The 19,831-nt window shown below is 74.4% G+C and carries 18 protein-coding genes; 12 read left to right on the top strand and 6 right to left on the bottom strand.

Annotation, left to right across the window (positions count from 1 at the left end):
* Positions 1-181 precede the first annotated feature (181 nt).
* Positions 182-463, bottom strand: coding sequence for an HPr family phosphocarrier protein (locus tag AC27L3_RS21640; protein WP_225660929.1), 282 nt, complete (start codon positions 461-463; stop codon positions 182-184).
* A gap of 154 nt (positions 464-617) precedes the next feature.
* Here AC27L3_RS21640 and AC27L3_RS21635 point away from each other — a divergent pair, with 154 nt between their 5' ends.
* The 4 genes from AC27L3_RS21635 (at position 618) to AC27L3_RS21620 (ending at position 6,026) form a co-directional block, all read left to right on the top strand.
* Complete coding sequence (locus AC27L3_RS21635) at positions 618-3,392, top strand: bifunctional acetate--CoA ligase family protein/GNAT family N-acetyltransferase (RefSeq protein WP_487235708.1); 2,775 nt, start codon at positions 618-620, stop codon at positions 3,390-3,392.
* Positions 3,393-3,489: 97 nt separating this feature from the next.
* Positions 3,490-4,086, top strand: a complete 597-nt coding sequence (locus AC27L3_RS21630; protein ID WP_487235707.1) for a DUF5998 family protein — start codon at positions 3,490-3,492, stop codon at positions 4,084-4,086.
* Complete coding sequence (locus tag AC27L3_RS21625) at positions 4,086-5,306, top strand: alkaline phosphatase family protein (protein ID WP_487235706.1); 1,221 nt, start codon at positions 4,086-4,088, stop codon at positions 5,304-5,306. Before AC27L3_RS21630 ends, AC27L3_RS21625 begins: the two co-directional genes overlap by 1 nt.
* A 63-nt stretch (positions 5,307-5,369) precedes the next feature.
* Positions 5,370-6,026, top strand: coding sequence for a thymidine kinase (locus tag AC27L3_RS21620; protein ID WP_487235705.1), 657 nt, complete (start codon positions 5,370-5,372; stop codon positions 6,024-6,026).
* 353 nt (positions 6,027-6,379) lie between these two features.
* Here AC27L3_RS21620 and AC27L3_RS21615 read toward each other — a convergent pair whose 3' ends face one another.
* Positions 6,380-7,195: a VOC family protein gene (locus AC27L3_RS21615; RefSeq protein WP_487235704.1), complete on the bottom strand. Its 816-nt coding sequence runs from the start codon at positions 7,193-7,195 to the stop codon at positions 6,380-6,382.
* 172 nt (positions 7,196-7,367) lie between these two features.
* On the opposite strand from AC27L3_RS21615, the gene AC27L3_RS21610 reads away from it, so the two are divergent.
* Positions 7,368-8,204, top strand: a complete 837-nt coding sequence (locus AC27L3_RS21610; RefSeq protein ID WP_487235703.1) for a sulfurtransferase — start codon at positions 7,368-7,370, stop codon at positions 8,202-8,204.
* A gap of 232 nt (positions 8,205-8,436) precedes the next feature.
* On the opposite strand, the gene sepH is transcribed toward AC27L3_RS21610, so the two are convergent.
* Entirely contained in the window at positions 8,437-9,507 is a 1,071-nt protein-coding gene (sepH, locus tag AC27L3_RS21605) for a septation protein SepH (protein ID WP_487235702.1), read from the bottom strand.
* 367 nt (positions 9,508-9,874) lie between these two features.
* Here sepH and AC27L3_RS21600 point away from each other — a divergent pair, with 367 nt between their 5' ends.
* On the top strand, positions 9,875-10,822 hold the full coding sequence (locus AC27L3_RS21600) for a hypothetical protein (RefSeq protein ID WP_487235701.1): 948 nt from the start codon (positions 9,875-9,877) through the stop codon (positions 10,820-10,822).
* A 13-nt stretch (positions 10,823-10,835) separates the two neighbouring features.
* On the opposite strand, the gene AC27L3_RS21595 is transcribed toward AC27L3_RS21600, so the two are convergent.
* Complete coding sequence (locus tag AC27L3_RS21595; RefSeq protein ID WP_487235700.1) at positions 10,836-12,236, bottom strand: D-arabinono-1,4-lactone oxidase; 1,401 nt, start codon at positions 12,234-12,236, stop codon at positions 10,836-10,838.
* Positions 12,202-13,440, bottom strand: a complete 1,239-nt coding sequence (locus AC27L3_RS21590) for an MFS transporter (RefSeq protein ID WP_487235699.1) — start codon at positions 13,438-13,440, stop codon at positions 12,202-12,204. Before AC27L3_RS21590 ends, AC27L3_RS21595 begins: the two co-directional genes overlap by 35 nt.
* Before the next feature lie 139 nt (positions 13,441-13,579).
* Here AC27L3_RS21590 and AC27L3_RS21585 point away from each other — a divergent pair, with 139 nt between their 5' ends.
* The gene (locus AC27L3_RS21585) at positions 13,580-14,716 is read left to right on the top strand and encodes a ferrochelatase (protein WP_487235698.1); all 1,137 of its coding nucleotides are present in this window, start codon (positions 13,580-13,582) and stop codon (positions 14,714-14,716) included.
* Between the two features lie 14 nt (positions 14,717-14,730).
* Positions 14,731-15,531, top strand: a complete 801-nt coding sequence (locus AC27L3_RS21580) for an inositol monophosphatase family protein (protein ID WP_487235697.1) — start codon at positions 14,731-14,733, stop codon at positions 15,529-15,531.
* A gap of 216 nt (positions 15,532-15,747) precedes the next feature.
* Here AC27L3_RS21580 and AC27L3_RS21575 read toward each other — a convergent pair whose 3' ends face one another.
* Positions 15,748-15,915, bottom strand: coding sequence for a hypothetical protein (locus AC27L3_RS21575; protein ID WP_365969967.1), 168 nt, complete (start codon positions 15,913-15,915; stop codon positions 15,748-15,750).
* Positions 15,916-16,170: 255 nt separating this feature from the next.
* Here AC27L3_RS21575 and AC27L3_RS21570 point away from each other — a divergent pair, with 255 nt between their 5' ends.
* From AC27L3_RS21570 to AC27L3_RS21555, 4 genes are all read left to right on the top strand, one after another.
* Positions 16,171-16,824, top strand: a complete 654-nt coding sequence (locus AC27L3_RS21570; protein ID WP_365969968.1) for a response regulator transcription factor — start codon at positions 16,171-16,173, stop codon at positions 16,822-16,824.
* Between the two features lie 6 nt (positions 16,825-16,830).
* Complete coding sequence (locus AC27L3_RS21565) at positions 16,831-18,093, top strand: sensor histidine kinase (RefSeq protein WP_487235696.1); 1,263 nt, start codon at positions 16,831-16,833, stop codon at positions 18,091-18,093.
* Positions 18,094-18,500: 407 nt separating this feature from the next.
* Positions 18,501-18,797 carry a DUF4193 domain-containing protein gene (locus AC27L3_RS21560; protein WP_344433868.1) on the top strand — a complete coding sequence of 99 codons (297 nt, stop codon included), beginning with the start codon at positions 18,501-18,503 and terminating at the stop codon, positions 18,795-18,797.
* Between the two features lie 14 nt (positions 18,798-18,811).
* Positions 18,812-19,615, top strand: coding sequence for a hypothetical protein (locus AC27L3_RS21555; RefSeq protein WP_487235695.1), 804 nt, complete (start codon positions 18,812-18,814; stop codon positions 19,613-19,615).
* The last annotated feature ends 216 nt before the right edge of the window (positions 19,616-19,831 follow it).

Raw genomic sequence — 19,831 nt, 5'->3', positions numbered from 1 at the left:
CGGGGCGGTGCGTCGGCTGCGGGCCGTCAGCGGCTGATCGCGCCCACGCGGCGGCAGCCGCAGATCGACACCGCCCCGCGCCCCTTACGGGGGCGCCGGCAACACGAAGGGGCCGCGGCGGCCGCGGCAGCGGGCCACCGCGGCCCCGCCGCGGAAGGTCTCGGTCGGTCCGATCCGTGGATCAGACGGTCTCCGGAAGCTCCTCGAGCCCCTCGGCGACCAGCTTGGCCAGGCGGTCGAGCGCGGCCTCGGCACCCTCGGCCTCGGTGGCCAGGACGATCTCCTCGCCACCCTGGGCGCCCAGGCCCAGCACGGCGAGCATGGACGCGGCGTTGACGGGGTTGCCGTCCGCCTTGGCGATCGTCACGGGGACGCCGGCGGCGGTCGCCGCACGGACGAAGATCGACGCGGGCCGGGCGTGCAGGCCCTCGGCCCAGCCGACGTTGACGCGGCGCTCAACCATGGTGTTGCCCTTCGAGTCGACAGTGGTTGTCTAGACCATTGTGGCACGGGGTCCACGGTGCCCCGGCCCGGCCGCCCGGCTGCGCCGTCCGGCTCGTGGACACGGGCCCCTCCGGCCCGGGCCGGCTGTCGGCGGGCGGCCTTACCCTGGCCCCATGCAGACGCCGCCCGAGCACGCGTACCCGGCCCACTGGGAGGCGGACGTCGTGCTGCGCGACGGCGGCATCGCCCAGATCCGCCCCATTGCGCCCGACGACGCGCAGCGCCTGGTGAGCTTCTACGAGCAGGTCTCGGACGAGTCCAAGTACTACCGCTTCTTCGCGCCCTACCCGCGCCTGTCCGACCGGGACGTGCACCGCTTCACCCACCACGACTACGTCGACCGGGTCGGTCTCGCGGCGACCGTCGCGGGGGAGTTCATCGCCACCGTCCGCTACGACCGCGTCGACGCCCGCGGCCTGCGCGCGGCCGCCCCCGCCGACGAGGCCGAGGTGGCCTTCCTCGTCCAGGACGCCCACCAGGGCCGCGGCGTGGCCTCCGCCCTCCTCGAACACATCGCGGCCGTCGCCCGCGAGCGCGCCATCCGCCGCTTCACGGCCGAGGTGCTGCCCGCCAACACCAAGATGATCAAGGTGTTCACGGACGCGGGCTACACCCAGAAGCGCAGCTTCGAGGACGGCGTCGTCCGCCTCCAGCTCGACCTGGAGCCCACCGACGCCTCCCTCGCCGTCCAGCGCGCCCGCGAGCAGCGGGCCGAGGCCCGCTCCGTCCAGCGCCTGCTCGCCCCCCGCTCGGTCGCCGTCGTCGGCGCCGGCCGCGAGGCCGGCGGCATGGGCCGCACCGTCCTGCGCAACGTGCTGGCCGGCGGCTTCGCCGGGCGCGTCCACGCCGTCAACCACGCCTTCCCGCACGAGCTCACCCGCCTCGAACCCGAGGGCGTCCCCGCCCACCGCTCCGTCACGCACATCCCCGACCCCGTCGACCTCGCCGTCGTCGCCGTGCCCGCCGCCCACGTGCCCGACGTCGTCGCCGACTGCGGCCGGCACGGCGTCCAGGGCCTGGTCGTCCTCTCCGCCGGGTACGCCGAGAGCGGCGCCGATGGGCGCCGGCGCCAGCGCGAGCTCGTCCGGCAGGCCCGCTCGTACGGCATGCGCGTCATCGGCCCCAACGCCCTCGGGCTGATCAACACCGCCCCCGGCGTCCGGCTCAACGCCTCCCTCGCCCCCGAGCTGCCGCCGCCCGGCCGGGTCGGCCTCTTCAGCCAGTCCGGCGCCATCGGCATCGCCCTGCTCTCCGAGCTGCACCGGCGCGCCGCCGGCCTCGCCGGCACCTCCACCTTCGTCTCCGCCGGCAACCGCGCCGACCTCTCCGGCAACGACCTCCTGCAGTACTGGCACGACGACCCCGACACCGACGTCGCCCTGATGTACCTGGAGTCCATCGGCAACCCCCGCAAGTTCACCCGCCTCGCCAAGCGCACCGCCGCCCGCAAGCCCCTCGTCGTCGTCAAGGGCGCCCGGCACGGCGCCGCCGCGCCCGCCGGACACGCCGTGCCCACCACCCGCGTCCCCGACGCCACCGTCTCCGACCTGCTGCGCCAGGCCGGCGTCATCCGGGTCGACACGGTCACCGAGCTCGCCGACACCGGGCTGCTGCTCGCCTCCCAGCCGCTGCCCGCCGGGCCCCGCATCGCCATCCTCGGCAACTCCGACTCCCTCACCCTGCTCACCTACGACGCCTGCCTGACCGCCGGGCTGCGCCCGCTGCTCCCGCGCGACCTCACCACGGCCGCCACGCCCGCCGACTTCCGCACGGCCCTCGCCCAGGCCCTGGCCGACCGGTCGTGCGACGCCGTCCTCGTCACCGCCATCCCCTGGGTCGGTGACACCGCCCCCGCCGCCTCCGCGCCCGACCTCGCCGCCGCCCTGCGCGAGGCCGTGGCCGGCGCGCCGACGCCCAAGCCCGTGGCCGTCGTCCACCTGGAGATCCCCGGCCTCCCGCAGGCCCTCGCCGCCCCCGCCGGCGAGGCCCCGCCCGGCGACGCCCCCGCGCCCGCCGTGCGCATCCCCGCCTACCCCGCGGCCGAGCGGGCCGTCGGAGCCCTGGCCGAGGCCGTGCGGTACGCGCGCTGGCGGCGCGAGGTGGCCGTCGCGGGCCGGGTGCCGGAGTTCGAGGACATCGACGAGGACGGCGCCGCCGCCGACATCGCCGTGCTGCTCGCCGCCCACGGCGCCACCGACCGGGCCGTCACCCTCTCCGCCGCCGACACCCAGCGCCTCCTGGCCCGCTACGGGATCGCCGTGCTGCCCGCACTGCCGGCCCCCGACGCCGACGCCGCCGTGCACGCCGCCCGGCGCCTGGGCTTCCCCGTGGCGCTCAAGCCCACCGCCCCCCACCTGCGGCACCGCGCCGACCTCGGCGGCGTACGGCTCGACCTCGGCGGCGAGGGCGAACTGCGCCGGGCCTACGCGGAATTGACCGAGCTGCTCGGCAAGCCCGCGGAGCTGCGCCTGGTCGTGCAGTCCATGGCGCCGCGCGGCGTCGACACCGTCGTGCGGGCGGTGATCGACCCCGCCGCGGGCGCGGTGCTCTCCTTCGGTCTGGCCGGCGCGCCCTCGCTGCTGCTCGGCGACACCGCCCACCGCCTCGTCCCGGTCACCGACCGCGACGCGGCCGATCTCATCCGCTCCGTGCGCACCGCGCCCCTGCTCTTCGGCTGGCGCGGCTCGGCCCCGGTGGACACCCCGGCCCTGGAGGAGCTGCTGCTGCGCCTGTCCCGGCTCGTGGACGACCACCCCGAGGTCGTGGGCGCCGACCTGGAGCCGGTGATCGTGGCCCAGCAGGGGGTGCACGTCCTGGGCGCCTCGATACGCCTGGCCGCGCCCCCGGCCCGCGGCGACCTCGGCCCCCGCAGCCTGCCCCGGTCCTGAAAGCCCCGCCGCGGGCCCGGCCGCACCGCGGTCCGTAACCGGCCGCGGCCGGGGTTCGGCGACGGACGGGCCCCGTACGCCCCGTAGGATGGGAGCCATGGCGAAGACCGGTACGACCACCCAGGGGCTGCGCGCGGCGATCGAGCGCAGCGGCTACTACCCGGCTCTCGTGGCCGAGGCGGTGGAGGCCGCCGTGGGCGGGGAGCCGGTCGCGTCGTACCTGGTCCACCAGGAGACGACGTTCGACTCCAACGAGGTGCGCCGCCATGTGACCGTGCTGGTGCTCACCGACACCCGATTCATCGTCAGCCACACCGACGAGCAGGCCGCCGACGGCACCTCGCCCTCGCCGTACGCGACCACCTCCACCGAGTCCGTGAAGCTGGAGCGCATCTCCTCCGTCGTGCTCAGCCGCGTCGTCGCCAACCCCGAGTCCTACACCCCCGGCACGCTGCCGCGCGAGGTCGTCCTCACCATCGGCTGGGGCGCGGTCTCCCGCATCGACCTCGAACCGGCCGCCTGCGGCGACCCGAACTGCGACGCCGACCACGGCTACACCGGCTCCTCCACGGCCGACGACCTCAGCCTGCGGGTGAGCGAGGCCGGCGACGGCCCCGACACCGTCCGCCAGACCCTGGACTTCGCCCAGGCGCTCTCCGAGGCCACGGTGGCCTCCGCGGCGACCGGCCGGTGATGGCCGGATCCACCCCGGGCCCCCTGGCCGCCGGCTCCGCCTGGCCCGAGCCGGCCCCGCTCGACCCCCGCGACGCCCCGCTGCCGCGCTACGGCACCGGATCCCTCGCGGATCTGCTGCCCTCCGTCGCCGCGGGCCTGGGCGTGCCCGGGCTCGCCTCCGGCCTGCACCTGGAGCCCGCCGACCGGGTCTGCGTCTTCCTCATCGACGGCCTGGGCTGGGAGCTGCTGCGCGACCACCCGGCCGAGGCGCCCTTCCTGCACTCGCTGCTGTCCACGTCCCTGAACGGCACCGGCCGGCCGATGACCGCGGGCTTCCCCTCCACCACGGCGACCTCGCTGGCCTCCGTGGGCACGGGCCTGCCGCCCGGCGCGCACGGCCTGCCCGGCTACACGGTGGCCGACCCGGCGACGGGGCAGCTGATGAACCAGCTGCGCTGGCGGCCGTGGACCGATCCGCACGCCTGGCAGCCGTACCCCACCGTCTTCCAGCTGGCGGACGCGGCCGGCATCGCCACCTGCCAGGTCTCCGCACCCGACTTCGAGCACACCCCGCTGACGCGGATCGCGCTCAGCGGCGGCACCTTCCACGGGCGGCTGTCCGGCGAGGAGCGGATGGACTTCGCCGCCGACCGGCTCGCCGCGGCCGACCGCGCGCTCGTCTACACGTACTACAGCGAGGTGGACGGCAAGGGCCACCGCTTCGGCGTGGACTCCGAGGAGTGGCGCGGCCAGCTGATGTACGTGGACCTGCTCGCCCGGCGCCTGGCCGAGCAGCTGCCGCCGCGCTCCGCGCTGTACATCACCGCCGACCACGGCATGATCGACATCCCGTTCGACCCCGAGTCGCGGATCGACTTCGACCACGACTGGGAGCTGCGCGCCGGCGTCGCCCTGCTGGGCGGCGAGGCCCGGGCCCGCCACGTCTACGCCGTCCCCGGCGCGGCCGCCGACGTGCTGGCGGTGTGGCGCGAGGTGCTCGGCGAGCAGATGTGGGTCGCGGGGCGCGACGAGGCGATCGAGGCCGGCTGGTTCGGACCGCCCGGCGCGGGCGTCGACGACCGGGTGCACGCCCGCATCGGCGACGTGGTCGCGGCCGCCCGCGACGACATCGCCATCGTGGCCACCGAGACCGAGCCGAACGAGTCGACGATGGTCGGCCTGCACGGTTCGATGACGCCCGTCGAGCAGCTCGTGCCGCTGCTCGAAGTCCGCACCTGACCGCGCGTCCCCGCCCAAGCGACCCCTTCGATGGACCGACCGACGAAAGGCCCTGGCCTCCCCATGCCCGAGCTGGTGTTCTTCTCCGGAACGATGGACTGCGGAAAGAGCACCCTCGCTCTGCAGATCGAGCACAACCGCTCGGCACGCGGCCTGCAGGGCCTGATCTTCACCCGCAACGACCGCGCGGGCGAGGGCAAGCTCTCCTCGCGCCTGGGGCTGGTGACCGACTCGGTCGAGGCGGGGGAGGGGTTCGACTTCTACGCGCACGTCGTGGCCCACCTCTCCGCGGGCGGCCGGGCGGACTACGTCATCTGCGACGAGGCGCAGTTCCTCGCCCCCGAGCAGATAGACCAGCTGGCCCGGGTCGTCGACGACCTGGAACTGGACGTCTTCGCCTTCGGCATCACCACCGACTTCCGCACCCGCCTCTTCCCCGGCTCCCAGCGCCTGGTCGAGCTGGCCGACCGCATCGAGGTGCTGCAGGTCGAGGCCCTGTGCTGGTGCGGGGCGCGAGCCACCCACAACGCCCGGACGATCGGCGGCCACATGGTCGTCGAGGGCGAGCAGATCGTGGTGGGAGACGTGGGCCAGCCCGAGACCGTGGTCGGCTACGAGGTGCTGTGCCGGCGCCACCACCGCCGCCGCCTGACGTCCGCCGCCGCCCACGCGGCCGCCCTGTCCCCGGACGTGCTGCCGATCGACCCCGACGCCGCCTAGGCCGTGCCCGGCGGGGCTTCGTCACGCGCCACCACGGCGCCCCGTCAGGGGCGCGGGGCGTTGTCGATCTGCGGCTGCCGGGTGGGCGCGACGAGCCACGACGCGCCCGCAGATGGTCCGGGCCCCGGGGCGGTGTGTCGGCTGCGGGCCGTCGCGGGCCGATCGCGCAGTTCCCCGCGCCCCTGACGGGGCGCCGTAGCATCGCAGGACGCAGGTGCGCCGGGCACGCCCGGGCCGCGGACAGCAGTGCCCCGTAAGGGGCGCGGGGAACTGCGCGATCGGCCACTGGCGGCCTGCAGCCGACGCGGCACGCCCGGGCCCCGGGCGCAGCACGGCACTCCGCCGGGCACGCCCTACCCCGCCCGGTCCGCCGAGCACAGCAGGGCGAAGACCGCACCCTCGGGATCGGCGACCGTCGCCGTGCGCCCGGCCGGCGTACGGTGCGGCGCGGTGACCACGCGGCCGCCCAGATCGCCCACCCGCGCGGCCGCGGCGTCCACGTCGGCCACCTCGAAGTACGTCAGCCAGTGCGGCTGGCGCAGTGCGGGCCCCGCGCCGGTGACCGAGGCCACGGGCCGGCCGTCCACGTGCAGCACGAGCTTGTCGGTCTGCGCGTCGCCGGCCGGCTTGGCCTCGTAGCCGAACAGTGCGCGGTAGAACTTCAGCATCGCCGAGGCGTCGTGGGTGACCAGCTCGTGCCACACCGGATGGCCCGGGCCCGCCGGGCGGCCGGCCGGACGCGCGTCCCACAACCGGCGGCCCTGCCACACCCCGAAGGAGGCCCCGGCCGGGTCCGAGGCGAGCACCAGCCGGCCGGCGTCCTCGGCGGCGAGGGGGCCGACTCCGAGCGTCCCGCCGGAGCAGTGCACCCACTCCGCGGAGGCGTCGGCGTCGTCGCTCGCCAGATAGGTGGTCCAGGCGTTGGCATGTTGACGGTCGGGCGGCAGCTCGCCGATGCCGGCGACGTCGTGGCCGTCGAGCGCCGCCCGTACGTACGGGCCGAGTTGGCGCATGCCGGGGCTGTGGTAGGTCCAGCCGAACAGACTGCCGTAGAACTCCTTGATCGCTTCCAGGTCGTGCACCAGAAGGCTGGTCCAGCACGGTGTGCCCGGCACCTGCCGCCCGGGTTCCGCCTCGCGGTGCTCGAAGGAGCCCCGTACATCGGTCATCGTCAGTTTCTCCTCGGACCGTCGTGGTGGCCGCGCTTCACGGTTCCCGCAGAGAATGCCCCAAAATCGCGGCCGGCTTCGGGCCCGCGGCGGCGCCGTCCAGTATCGATCAGCATCGCGCAGTTGGGCCAGGGGGCCGTTCGGCGCAACGGGGATACGCCAGGATGGGGGTATGGACCCCATCATCACCGTGACGCAGTGGGCGAACGAGGCCGCCGGCGAACGGCCGCCCACGCTCCTGGACATCCGCTACCAGCTCGGCGGCCCGAACGGCCGTCCGGACTACGAGGCCGGGCACCTGCCCGGCGCCGTGTACGTCGACCTCGACGCCGAGCTCGCCGCCCCGCCCGGGCCGAAGGGCCGTCACCCGCTGCCCGACGTGGAGCAGTTCGGCGCGGCGATGCGCCGGGCCGGGGTCCGCGCGGACCGGCCCGTCGTGGTCTACGACGGCGGCACCGGCTGGGCCGCCTCCCGCGCCTGGTGGCTGCTGCGCTGGGCCGGCCACCCCTCGGTACGGGTGCTCGACGGAGGGCTCGCCGCCTGGCAGGCCGAGGGCCGGCCGCTGGAGAGCGGCGTGCCGGACGTGGCCGAGGGCGACTTCGTGCCCGCGCCCGGCGCGCTGCCGCTGCTGGACGCGGACGGCGCCGCCGCCCTGGCCCGGCGCGGACTGCTGCTGGACGCGCGCGCCGCGGAGCGCTACCGCGGCGAGGTGGAGCCCATCGACCCCGTCGCCGGTCACATCCCCGGTGCCGTCTCGGCCCCCACCACGGAAAACGTCACGGAGCAGGGGCTGTTGCGCCCGGCCGCCGAGCTGGCGGAGCGGTTCGCGCGGCTGGGCGCGAAGGACGGCGTGGAGGTCGGGGTCTACTGCGGCTCCGGCGTCTCGGCCGCCCACCAGGTGCTGGCCCTTGCGGTTGCGGGGATCGACGCGGCCCTGTACGCCGGTTCGTGGAGCGAGTGGGTGGCCGACCCGGCCCGCCCGGTGGCCACGGGGCCCCAGCCGGGCTAGCGCCCCGTGGGCGCGACGCGGCACCCCGTCTGCGGGTGCGTCGTGGCTTGTCGCGCCCACGCGGCGGCAGCCGCAGATCGGCACTGCCCCTCGCCCTTCGGGGCGCCCCGTAAGGGGCGCGGGGAACTGCGCGATCGGCCACCGACGGCCCGCAGTCGACGTGTCACCCCGAGGCCCGGGGGCGAAGCACGGCCCCCGGTCTGCGGCCTCGCGCCCCCTAGGGGGCGCCCGGTCAGTCCTGCTTCTTGCGGCGGGTGCCGAAGACGATCTCGTCCCAGCTGGGCACCGCTGCCCGTCGGCCGGGGCGGACGCCGTCCGCCTCGGCCTGGCGGTCCGTGGTGCCGACCAGGCGCTCGCGGTGCCCGGCGACCGACCGCGGCATGAGCACGTCCGCGTACGCCGAGCCGGCGCTGGCGGCCGGTGCGGGCGGCTCGGCGATCTCCGCCTCGTCCTCCCGGGGGGATTCCGCGGGGGCCGGGGGCGCCTCGGGCACCACCATGTCGCCGCGGAAGCTGGGTACCGCCTCCAGCAGGCTGGTCAGGGAGTCGCGCTCCTTGACCGGTTCCTCCGCGGCCTCGCCGGAGGGTGCCTCCGGCTCCGAGGAGGGGGCCGGCACCTGCCGGTCCCGGTCCAGGCCCCGCTCGCGCGGCAGGCGGGCGATGCGCGGGACGAACGGGAAGCTCGGCTCGGGTGCCTCGTCGGTCTCGCCGATGAGCGCGCGGGCCTCGTCGTCCAGCGCCTGAACGATCCGGCGCGGCGGGTCGTACGTCCAGCTCGCCGCGCGCGGTTCGCCGGCGGCGCGGTAGACGAGCAGCACTTCCCAGGTGCCGTCGTCGCGGCGCCAGGAGTCCCACTGGGCGGTGTCCTTGTCGGCGCCGCGCAGCACGAGCCGCTCGGCGACGGCCTCGCCCAGCGGCGGGCCGCCGGCGCTCTCGCCGGGGCGGCGCACGGGAGTCTTGCGGGCGCGCTCGGCCATGAACGCGCGCTCGGCCAGGACCGGGCCCTCGAAGCGCCGCACCCGCTCGACGGGGATGCCCGCGAGCTGGGCGACCTCCTCGGCGGAGGCGCCGGCCCGGATGCGGGCCTGGATGTCGCGCGGCCGCAGGTGGCTCTCCACCTCGATCTCGATCTGGCCCAGCCGCGCACGGTCGTTGCGCACGGCGGCGCGCAGCCGCTCGTCGATCGGCAGCGTGTATTCCGTGCTGTCTGCCGCCTTGAGCACCAGCCGTGTGCCGTCGTTGGAGACTGCCACGACACGCAGTTCGGGCATGGGGACCTCCCGGGTGGTGCCTGCCGACGTCACCTGCGTCGCTGCTTCCGCTAGTCGAGTGTGGCCTGCCCGGGTAGCAGCCTGCCACAACCTTGCCGAGTTGACGGGGCCAGAGCCGCCCGGGCCCCTCCCGTCCGTTCCGTCCGTTCCGTTCGGATCCGGGCGACCGGACGGGATATTGGGGCCAGGGCTCGTCACAGTACTCCATTCGGGCCACTGGGGGTGGATCGGCGCGCCAGCGAAGTTCACCCGCGTCAGGGGAGTTGGAGCGCACCCCTCGGCCGGTAGCCCTTCCCACGGGTGGTGTGGTTCACACAATCGCCGGATCCGGAACTGTTCGTTAGGCTCGAATGTCTCTTCGGACTACAAGAGGGACGGAACGCACCGACAGAGGCTGGAGATGGACGAAAAACCCGAAAGCGAGGAAAAAGCCAAGGTCAAGCGTGTGGACCTGAGCGTCGCACAGGTGGCCGGAAGTGCCCTCGCAGCCGTGATCGCCGCCCTGCTCGCCGGCCAGCTCGGGGTCTACGGGACCGTCGCCGGTGCCGGTGTCGTCAGCATCGTGGCGACCACGGGTGGCACGTTCTTTCACCACTTGTTCAGGCGTACGGGCGAGCAGCTGCGCGATGCGACCGGCGCCCAGTCCGCCGCCAAGCTGCGCAAGGTCCCCGTCGGCGCGGCCGGCCGGGCCGTGGACCGGGCGCGTCGGGCGCAGCCCGGGGCGCACGCCGGTGCGTACCCCGGCGCGCACGAACAGGCACGCTTCGACGACTCGCCGGCCGCGTTCTCCGGGTACTCCGACGCGTATTCCACGGGCACCGTCCACGGCACCCGGCTGCGCGGCTGGAAGCGCTCCCTGCTGGCCGCCGGCGCCGTCTTCGTCCTGGCCATGGGCACCGTGACCGCGGTGGAGCTGGCCTCCGGTTCCAGCGCGGACGGCGACAAGGGCGGCACCACCGTCAGCCGCCTGTTCCGCCCGGACAACGGCGGCGGCCGGGACAAGCAGCACGACCCCTCCCACGACCGCACCCCGGACGGGAACACCGCGCCCGGCGACGAGGACGACGGCGGCTCCACCCCGTCCCCCGGCGCGTCGCAGCCCGGCGGCGGCACGGGCAAGCAGTCGCCCGGGCCCTCGCAGTCCCCCTCCGGCGGCGGCTCGCCCACCCCGACGCCCGGCCCCGGCACCTCCCCGGACAGCGGCAAGGGCGACGACGGCAAGGGCGGCGGACAGGGGACCGGCCAGTCGTCCTCGCCGCAGCCGGGGCAGAGCCCGAGCGGTCAGGGCGGCCAGAACGCGGCGGCCGGCGGCACCGGCACGGGCCCGTCCGCCGGCACCGCCTCCTGAGCCGCGGCCCGGCTCACTCGCCCAGGACGCGCCGCAGGTAGTCGTTGCCGAAGACGCGGTCCGGGTCCAGCCGGTCCCGGACGGCCGTGAACTCCTTGAAGCGCGGATACAGCGCCGCCAGGTGACCGGCGTCGCGGGTGTGCAGCTTCCCCCAGTGCGGGCGGCCGCCGTGCGCGGTCATGATGCGCTCGGCGGCGCTGAAATAGGCGCGGTACGGCGTGCCGCGGTACATGTGCACCGCGAGGTACGCCGTCTCGCGCCCCTGTGCCGTCGACAGCGGGACGTCGTCGGCCGGGGCGGTGCGCACCTCCACCGGGAAGCTCACCCGCAGCCGCATCCGTTCGATCATCGCCTCCAGCTCGCCCAGCGCCTCCATCGCGGCCTGCCGCGGCAGCGCGTACTCCATCTCCACGAAGCGCACCCGGCGGGGACTGGTGAAGACCTTGTACGGCACGTCGGTGTACGTACGGGCCGACAGGGCTCGGCTGGAGAGCGCGGCGATGCCCGGCACGGTGGCGGGCACGGTGCGGCCGAGCGCGCAGGCGGCGCCGAAGACGCCGTTGGACAGCAGTTCGTCCTGCACCCAGCCGGCGGCGCGGCCCAGGGGGGCCGGGGGACCGGCGGCGCGGTTGTTGCGCTTGGTGATGCAGCTTCTCGTGTGGGGGAACCAGTAGAACTCGAAGTGCTCGTTCTCCTCGACCAGCGCCGCGAAGTCCTCCCGCACCGCAGGCAGCGGCATCGGTTCCTCGCGGGCGGTGAGCAGGAACTCCGGCTCCACGGCGAAGGTCACCGCCGTGATGACGCCCAGGGCCCCGAGCCCCAGCCGGGCGGCGGCGAAGACCTCCGCGTTCTCCTCGGGCGTGCAGGTGAGCACCGAGCCGTCCGCCGTCACCAGCTCCAGGCCCCGGACCTGGGCCGCCAGCGATGCGGAGGTACGGCCCGTGCCGTGGGTGCCGGTGCTGATGGCCCCCGAGACGGTCTGCTCCATGATGTCGCCCATGTTCGTCAGCGACAGGCCGCGGGCGGACAGCGCCCGGTTCAGCTGCCGCAGCGTCGTCCCCGCGGCGACCGTGACCGTTCCCGCCGCCCGGTCCCGGCCCAGGACGCCGGTCAGCCGCTGCGGCCGTACCAGCAGACCGTCGGTGGCGGCCGCGGCGGTGAAGGAATGGCCGCTGCCGACCGCCTTGACCTTCAGGCCGTCCGCGGCGGCCCGTGCGACGGCCTCGGCGAGCTCCTGCGCCGAGGCCGGGGCCAGCGTCCGGGTCGGCCGGGCGGTGACGGTGCCCGCCCAGTTGCGCCACGCGCCGCCGCGCAGCCCGTGCCGGGTCGCGTGCCCGGTCGTGTGCCCGTCCGTGCTTCCGGCGGTGCCGGATGACGTGTTACGAGATGAGCTGCTGTTCGTCGTCGCCCGCATCGGCGCGTACCCCCACCCGCTCAGGCGCCGGCCGCAGCCGGCGGTATCCGAGGAACGCGCCGACGGCCGCGAGCAGCCCCGCCGCGCCGGGCACCGCGTACCCCGCCCGCGCCCCGAACCCGTCGACCACCCAGCCGGCGGCCGACGACCCCAGCGCCACCCCGACCGCCAGGCCCGTGCTCGTCCAGGTCATGCCCTCGGTCAGCTTCGCGCGCGGTACGTGCTGCTCGACGAGGGCCATCGTCGTCACCATCGTCGGCGCGATGGCCAGGCCCGCGACGAAGAGCGCCACGGCCAGGACCGGCAGGTTCCCGACCAGTTGGAGGGGGATCATACTCACGGCCATCGCACACACGCCCACAACCCAGCGCCGGGCCGCGTCGCCCTTCAGGTGCAGCAGGCCGAAGACCAGGCCCGCGATGCCCGAGCCGAGCGCGTAGACGGCCAGCGGCAGGCTCGCGGCCGATTTGTGGCCCTGTTCGTCGGCGAAGGCCACGGTGACCACCTCGATCGCGCCGAAGAGGGCACCGGTGGCCACGAACACGGCCACCAGTACTTGCAGGCCGCGGGAGGCCAGGGCCGAGCCGCCGGAGTGGTCGGTGTGCGGATGCGGCCGCGGCTCGGTGGCGCGCTGCGCGGTCAGCCAGAAGACGCCGACCGCGAGGAAGCAGGCGGCCAGCAGCGGGCCCGCCTCCGGGAACCACGACGAGGACAGGCCGACCGACAGGATCGGCCCGAGGATGAAGACCACCTCGTCGATGACGGACTCCGCCGCGTAGGCGGTGTGCAGGTCCCGCGGGGAGCCGGAATAGATCGCCGCCCACCGGGCCCGCACCATCGACCCGATGCTCGGCACGCAGCCGGCGCCGGCGGAGAAGACGAACAGCGTCCAGTCGGGCCAGCGCTGATGCGCGCTCACCAGCAGCCCGGCCAGCGCCAGCAGCGAAACCATGGTCGCCGGGCGCAGCACCCTGCTCTGCCCGTGCCGGTCCACCATGCGCGATATCTGCGGGCCGACGACCGCGGCCGACAGGGCGATCGTGGCGGATATCGCCCCCGCCAGGCCGTAGCGGCCCGTGATCGCCGAGATCATCGTCACCACGCCGATGCCGGTCATCGACAGCGGCAGCCGGCCTATGAAGCCGGCCGCCGCGAAGCCCTTGGTGCCGGGGGCGGCGAATATCGCGCGGTAGGGACTGGGCAAGGACGGCTCCCTGAAGAACGGGCGAGCGGCGGGACGAGGGCGCCGTAAGGAACGTTCGTGGCCGATACAGCTTACGACCGCGCCACCCTGCGGCGTAGGGAATTTCCGGCTGTCAGTGCCGGGTGGCAGGATCGGAGCCATGCCGGACCTGTCAGATCAGCCAGCCCACGCTCCGTACGACGCCCTGCTGTTGCTCTCCTTCGGCGGGCCCGAGGGGCCAGAGGATGTCGTTCCGTTCCTGGAGAACGTCACCCGTGGCCGGGGCATCCCCCGCGAGCGGCTCCAGGAGGTCGGGCAGCACTACTTCCTCTTCGGCGGCGTCAGCCCGATCAACGAGCAGAACCGCGAGCTGTTGCGCGCCCTCCAGCAGGACTTCTCCGCGCACGGCATGGACCTGCCCGTCTACTGGGGCAACCGCAACTGGGCGCCCTATCTGACCGACACCCTGCGCCGGATCGTCGCCGACGGGCACCGCCGCGTGCTCACCCTGGCCACCAGCGCCTACGCCTCCTACTCCGGCTGCCGGCAGTACCGCGAGAACATCGCCGACGCCCTCGCCGCACTCGAAGCCGAGGGCCTGCCCCTGCCCCGCGTGGACAAGCTGCGCCACTACTTCAACCACCCCGGCTTCGTGCAGCCCATGGTCGACGCCACCCTCGCCGCCCTCGAACAGCTGCCGAAGGACGTCCGCGACGGCGCCCACCTGGCCTTCACCACCCACTCCATCCCCACCGCCGCCGCCGACACCTCCGGCCCCGCGCCGGCGCACGGCGACGGCGGCGCCTACGTCGCCGAGCACCTGGACGTCGCCCGCACGATCGTGCGGGCGGTGCGCGAGGAGACCGGCGTCGAGCGGCCCTGGCAGCTGGTCTACCAGTCGCGCAGCGGCGCCCCGCACATCCCCTGGCTGGAACCGGACATCTGCGACCACCTCGAAAGCCTGCACGGTGCGGGCGCCCCCGCCGTGGTGATGGTCCCCATCGGCTTCGTCTCGGACCACATGGAGGTCAAGTACGACCTCGACACCGAGGCCACCGCCAAGGCCGCCGAGCTCGGCCTGCCCGTCGCCCGCGCCGCCACCGTCGGCGCCGACGCGCGCTTCGCCGCCGCCGTGCGCGAGCTGGTCCTGGAGCGCGCCGCCACCGAGCGCGGCGAGCGGCCCGAGCGCTGCGCCCTGGGCGCCCTCGGCCCCTCCCACGACGTCTGCCCCGTCGGCTGCTGCCCGGCCCGCGCCCAGCGGCCCGCCGCCGCGGGCGCCGACAGCCCGTACGCATAAGGAGCACCGCTTCCGTGACCGACACCCTCACCGACGAACTGCTCGCGGTGGCCCTGCAGGCCGCCGAGCGCGCCGGAACGCTCCTGGAACAGGGCCGCCCCGCCGACCTCGGCGTGGCCGCCACCAAGTCCAGCGCCGTCGACGTCGTCACCGAGATGGACCTCGCCGCCGAGAAGCTCATCACCGGCTTCCTCGCCGAGCACCGCCCGGACGACGGCCTGCTGGGGGAGGAGGGCGCGAGCATCCCGGGCACCAGCGGCGTGCGCTGGGTCGTCGACCCGCTCGACGGCACCGTCAACTACCTCTACGGCCTGCCGTCCTGGGCGGTGTCGATCGCCGCCGAACTGGACGGCGAGGCGGTCGTGGGCGTCGTCGCCGCCCCCCGGCGCGGCGAGACCTACCACGCGGTGCGCGGCGGCGGCGCCTGGCTGGGCGAGCGCCGGCTGCGGTGCCGGCCCGCGCCGCCCTTCGGGCAGGCGCTGATCGCCACCGGCTTCGGCTACCTCACCGCCCGCCGCGCCGCCCAGGCGGAGGTCGTGCGGGCCCTGCTGCCCGAGGTCCGCGACATCCGCCGGGCCGGGGCCGCGGCGATCGACCTGTGCGACGTGGCCTGCGGCCGCCTCGACGGCTACTACGAGCGCGGCCTGCAGCCCTGGGACCTCGCCGCCGGCGCCCTCATCGCCCGCGAGGCCGGCGCCCTCACCGGCGGCCGCCCCGGCGAGCCGGCCTCCGGCGAACTGACGGTGGCCGCACCCGAGGGCCTGTTCGAGCCCCTCCAGGCCCGCCTGGACGCCCTGGGCGCCTGGCACGACTAGCGCCCCGTAGGGGCGCGGGGCGGTGTCGGACTGCGGCTGCCGCCACGTGGGCGCCACAAGCCGCGACGCGCCCGCAGATCGCCCGGGCCTCGGGGTGGTACGTCGGCTGCAGGCCGCCGGTGGCTGATCGCGCAGTTCCCCGCGCCCCTACGGGGCGCTGCGCACAGCACGGTGCCCCGCACCCTTTCGGGTGCGGGGCACCGTCGTGCTCCGGCGTTAAGCCGGACTCACATGGACGCCGTGTTCGGCGGCCAGTCGGTGGAGCTCCTCGAGCTCCGCCTGTTCGACGTCGGCGAGGTAGTCGTCGCCCGTGCGCCGGGCGTGGTCCAGGCCGGACCGGGTGCTCTCTATGCGCTGCAGGATGCCAGCGGTGAACGCGTCCATGGAACTGCGCCCCCTCGTCGTGGATGGGCGGCACGGGGGTGTGCCACGGCGATGAACGATCACGTACGGGGTACCCGCGTACGCGGATGCGTACGACAGAGCGTGATCGCGGGTGTGCAGACGTCTTCCCCATCCCCGCGCGGGCGGAAACATCGCATCCGGTCGACTCTTACAGCCGGTTTATCGACTTCCGAGGCAGGATGGAGGAACACCCTGACGAACACATCCTTGGATGAGAAGGAAAGGACCAGCGCCGTGCGCGTACTCGTCGTCGAGGACGAGCAGCTGCTCGCAGACGCCGTTGCCACCGGACTGCGCCGGGAGGCCATGGCCGTCGACGTCGTGTACGACGGGTCCGCCGCCCTGGAGCGCATCGCCGTCAACGACTACGACGTGATCGTCCTGGACCGCGACCTGCCGCTCGTCCACGGTGACGACGTCTGCCGCAAGGTCGTGGAGCTCGGCATACCCACCCGCGTGCTGATGCTGACCGCCTCCGGCGACGTCAGCGACCGCGTGGCCGGCCTGGAGCTGGGCGCGGACGACTACCTGCCCAAGCCCTTCGCCTTCAGCGAGCTGACCGCCCGCGTGCGGGCGCTCGGTCGGCGCACCACCGTCGCCCTGCCGCCCGTCCTGGAGCGGGCCGGCATCAAGCTCGACCCGAACCGCCGCGAGGTCTTCCGCGACGGCCGCGAGGTGCAGCTGGCGCCCAAGGAGTTCGCGGTGCTGGAGGTGCTCATGCGCAGCGAGGGAGCCGTGGTGTCGGCCGAGCAGCTGCTGGAGAAGGCCTGGGACGAGAACACCGACCCCTTCACCAACGTCGTGCGCGTCACCGTCATGACGCTGCGCCGCAAGCTCGGCGAGCCCCCGGTGATCGTCACCGTGCCGGGCTCCGGATACCGGATCTGATCGGCCATGTCCTCCGCCACGCCCTCGCCGGCCCCCGCGCCCCCGGCGACGCCCCCGAAGCCGACCTGGGACCCGCGCCAGCCGGTCGTCCGCCCGTTCCCCTGGCTGCGGCCCACCATCCGCATACGCCTCACCCTGCTGTACGGCGGGATGTTCCTGATGGCGGGCGTGCTGCTGCTGACGATCATCTACTTGCTGGCGGCGAACGCCCTGGGCGTCGGCAGCCAGCCGCTGATCAAACTGACGGGTGGCACCCAGTTCGCGGTCGAGAACCCGAGTCTCTGCCCGCAGCTCGGGAATGTCTCCACCTACCAGGAGGCGAACCACGTCCTGAGCATCTGCCAGGCCAACCTGCAGACCATGGCGCTCGACACGCTCCTCAAGCGCTCCCTCCTCGCCCTCCTCGGCCTCGCCGTGATCGCCTTCGCCTTCGGCTACGCCATGGCCGGCCGGGTGCTCTCGCCGCTGGGCAAGATCACCCGTACCGCGCGGCGCGTGGCCGGTACCGACCTGTCCCGGCGCATCGAGCTCGGCGGGCCGGACGACGAGCTCAAGGAGCTGTCGGACACCTTCGACGAGATGCTCGACCGCCTGGAGCGGGCCTTCACCGCGCAGCAGCGCTTCGTGGCCAATGCCTCGCACGAGCTGCGCACCCCTCTGGCGATCAACCGCACGCTGCTCGAAGTGCACCTGTCGGATCCCGGTGCCTCGCCGGAGCTGCAGCAGCTGGGCAAGACGCTGCTGGCCACCAACGAGCGCAGCGAGCAGCTCGTCGAGGGCCTGCTGCTGCTCGCCCGCAGCGACAACGAGATCGTCGACCGCAAACCGGTGGACCTGGCCGAGGTGGCCTCCCAGGCCCTGGACCAGGTGCGTGCCGAGGCCCAGACCCGGGGCGTGGAGCTGCGGGGCACCCGCCAGCCCGCGGTCGTCCAGGGCAACGGCGTGCTGCTGGAGCGCATTGCGCTGAACCTCGTGCAGAACGCGGTGCGCTACAACACCCCGGACGGCTGGGTGGAGGTCACCACGCAGGCCCAGCCCGGCCAGTCGGTGCTGGTCGTGGAGAACACCGGGCCGGTCGTCCCGGCGTACGAAGTCGACAACATCTTCGAGCCCTTCCGCCGGCTGCGCACCGAGCGCACGGGCAGCGACAAGGGCGTGGGCCTGGGCCTGTCCATCGTCCGCTCGGTCGCCCGGGCGCACGGCGGGCGGATCACGGCCGAGCCGCGCGAGGGCGGCGGTCTGATCATGAGGGTCGTGCTGCCCACGTGAGGACACCGGGCGCGAAGCCTGGGACAATGTCCTCGCCGGGTTCGCTTTGGGCGGAAAATTCCGCTTCCGGCGGCACCCCGGCCGTGTGTGATCCGTCACATGCGCGGACTTCCGGCCATCTACTCTCCGTAGTGGCCCCCCAGGGCCCGACACCGGGAAAATGGGGGTTTCCGGGGGTCCTGATCACGGGAAGTACACGAAATGGCGTTGCCGGGAACGGCTTCCGGACGGTGTACGGTCCGGATCGCCACCCGTCCCGATCACCTCTTCAGGTGTGCGGTTGGGTGTCGATTGAGTAACAGACCTTGATGTGAGGCAAAATCTCCGCCTCGGGTCGGGCACAAGTCCGGCCTCCCACGCGTTACGTGCGCTGGAGATACCGCAGACACCCAGAGGGGGAGAGCGACATGGCAACGGATTACGACACCCCACGCAAGACCGACGAGGACGTCGACAGTGACAGCCTCGAAGAACTGAAGGCCCGGCGGAACGACAAGTCCGCCTCCAGCGTCGACGTCGACGACTTCGAGGCTGCCGAGGGCATGGAACTGCCCGGTGCCGACCTGTCCAACGAGGAGCTGGCCGTCCGGGTCCTGCCCAAGCAGGCCGACGAGTTCACCTGCATGAGCTGCTTCCTCGTGCACCACCGCAGCCAGCTGGCCCGGGAGAAGAACGGGCAGCCGATCTGCCGCGACTGCGAGTGAGACGGCGGTCTGCGATGGCAGGCTCGATCCCGTTCCGCAAGCGCTCCTCCCGGCAGCCCACAGCGGCCCTGGGGGCCGCCGGGGAGCCCTCCGGCGGCCCGGCGGCGCCCGGTGCCCCGGAGGAGGTCGAGCGGAGCCGCTCGGCCGCGCTCGCGGCCGCCGCGCGCCGTGGCGCGGTGGTGCAGCTCAGGAAGAGCGGCCGGGGCGTGCGGGCGGGCATGGGCGCCGTCGCCGACCTGATCGTCGCGAACGCGCCGCGCATCCCGGTGCGGGACCTCGCGACCCTGCGCGCGCAGTTCCCCGGGCTCGGGCCCGAGGAGCTCGCGGACAAACTGGTGGCCGGTGCCGTCCACGGCACCTCCACCGTCGGTGCGGGTGTCGGGGCGGCGGCCATGCTGCCCGTACCGCCCGCCATGCCCGCCGAGCTCGCGGCGGAGATCATCGGCGTGGCCGCCGTGGAGTACAAGCTCATCGCCGAGCTGCACGAGGTCTACGGGGTGCGGGCCCCCGGCACCGCCCGCCAGCGCACCCTGGCCTATCTCGGGGCCTGGGCCGACGAGCGCGGCATCGACGTCACGTCCCCCTTGACCGTCAATGCCGCGCTCGGCGGCCAGCTGCGGCGCGAGCTGCGCCAGCGGGTCCTCAAGCGCTCCTTCCGCAACCTGCCCAACCTCGCCCCGTTCATGATCGGTGCGGCGGTGGGCGCGATGATGAACCGCAGGGACACCAAGAAGCTCGCCGAGAAGATCCGCACGGACCTGCGCGGTCGGCAGGTGCCCTGGGGCGACCTGCCCGAGGAGGGCCTGGGGCTGGCCTAGGGCCTGTCCTGCGGACCTGCGTCACGCGGTATCACGGCGCCCCGTAGGGGCACGGTGCGTCGTCGATGTGCGGCTGCCGCCGCGTGGGCGCGACGAGCCACGGCGCGCCCGCAGATGAGGTGCCGTGCTTCGCCCGGATCCCCAAGGTGGTGCGTCGACTGCGGGCCGTCGGTGGTCGATCGCGCAGTTCCCCGCGCCCCTACGGGGCCCCGGACA

The sequence above is a fragment of the Streptomyces sp. PKA51 genome (genome assembly GCF_057552455.1).
Note: the sequence above shows the minus strand (reverse complement) of the source record. Positions and strands in the feature narration are given on the sequence as shown.

Coding starts and splice junctions, on each gene's coding strand:
- AC27L3_RS21640 (WP_225660929.1), bottom strand. CDS start 463: ATGGTTGAGCGCCGCGTCAACGTCGGCTGGGCCGAGGGCCTGCACGCC.
- AC27L3_RS21635 (WP_487235708.1), top strand. CDS start 618: ATGCAGACGCCGCCCGAGCACGCGTACCCGGCCCACTGGGAGGCGGAC.
- AC27L3_RS21630 (WP_487235707.1), top strand. CDS start 3,490: ATGGCGAAGACCGGTACGACCACCCAGGGGCTGCGCGCGGCGATCGAG.
- AC27L3_RS21625 (WP_487235706.1), top strand. CDS start 4,086: ATGGCCGGATCCACCCCGGGCCCCCTGGCCGCCGGCTCCGCCTGGCCC.
- AC27L3_RS21620 (WP_487235705.1), top strand. CDS start 5,370: ATGCCCGAGCTGGTGTTCTTCTCCGGAACGATGGACTGCGGAAAGAGC.
- AC27L3_RS21615 (WP_487235704.1), bottom strand. CDS start 7,195: ATGACCGATGTACGGGGCTCCTTCGAGCACCGCGAGGCGGAACCCGGG.
- AC27L3_RS21610 (WP_487235703.1), top strand. CDS start 7,368: ATGGACCCCATCATCACCGTGACGCAGTGGGCGAACGAGGCCGCCGGC.
- AC27L3_RS21600 (WP_487235701.1), top strand. CDS start 9,875: ATGGACGAAAAACCCGAAAGCGAGGAAAAAGCCAAGGTCAAGCGTGTG.
- AC27L3_RS21595 (WP_487235700.1), bottom strand. CDS start 12,236: ATGCGGGCGACGACGAACAGCAGCTCATCTCGTAACACGTCATCCGGC.
- AC27L3_RS21585 (WP_487235698.1), top strand. CDS start 13,580: ATGCCGGACCTGTCAGATCAGCCAGCCCACGCTCCGTACGACGCCCTG.
- AC27L3_RS21575 (WP_365969967.1), bottom strand. CDS start 15,915: ATGGACGCGTTCACCGCTGGCATCCTGCAGCGCATAGAGAGCACCCGG.
- AC27L3_RS21565 (WP_487235696.1), top strand. CDS start 16,831: ATGTCCTCCGCCACGCCCTCGCCGGCCCCCGCGCCCCCGGCGACGCCC.
- AC27L3_RS21560 (WP_344433868.1), top strand. CDS start 18,501: ATGGCAACGGATTACGACACCCCACGCAAGACCGACGAGGACGTCGAC.
- AC27L3_RS21555 (WP_487235695.1), top strand. CDS start 18,812: ATGGCAGGCTCGATCCCGTTCCGCAAGCGCTCCTCCCGGCAGCCCACA.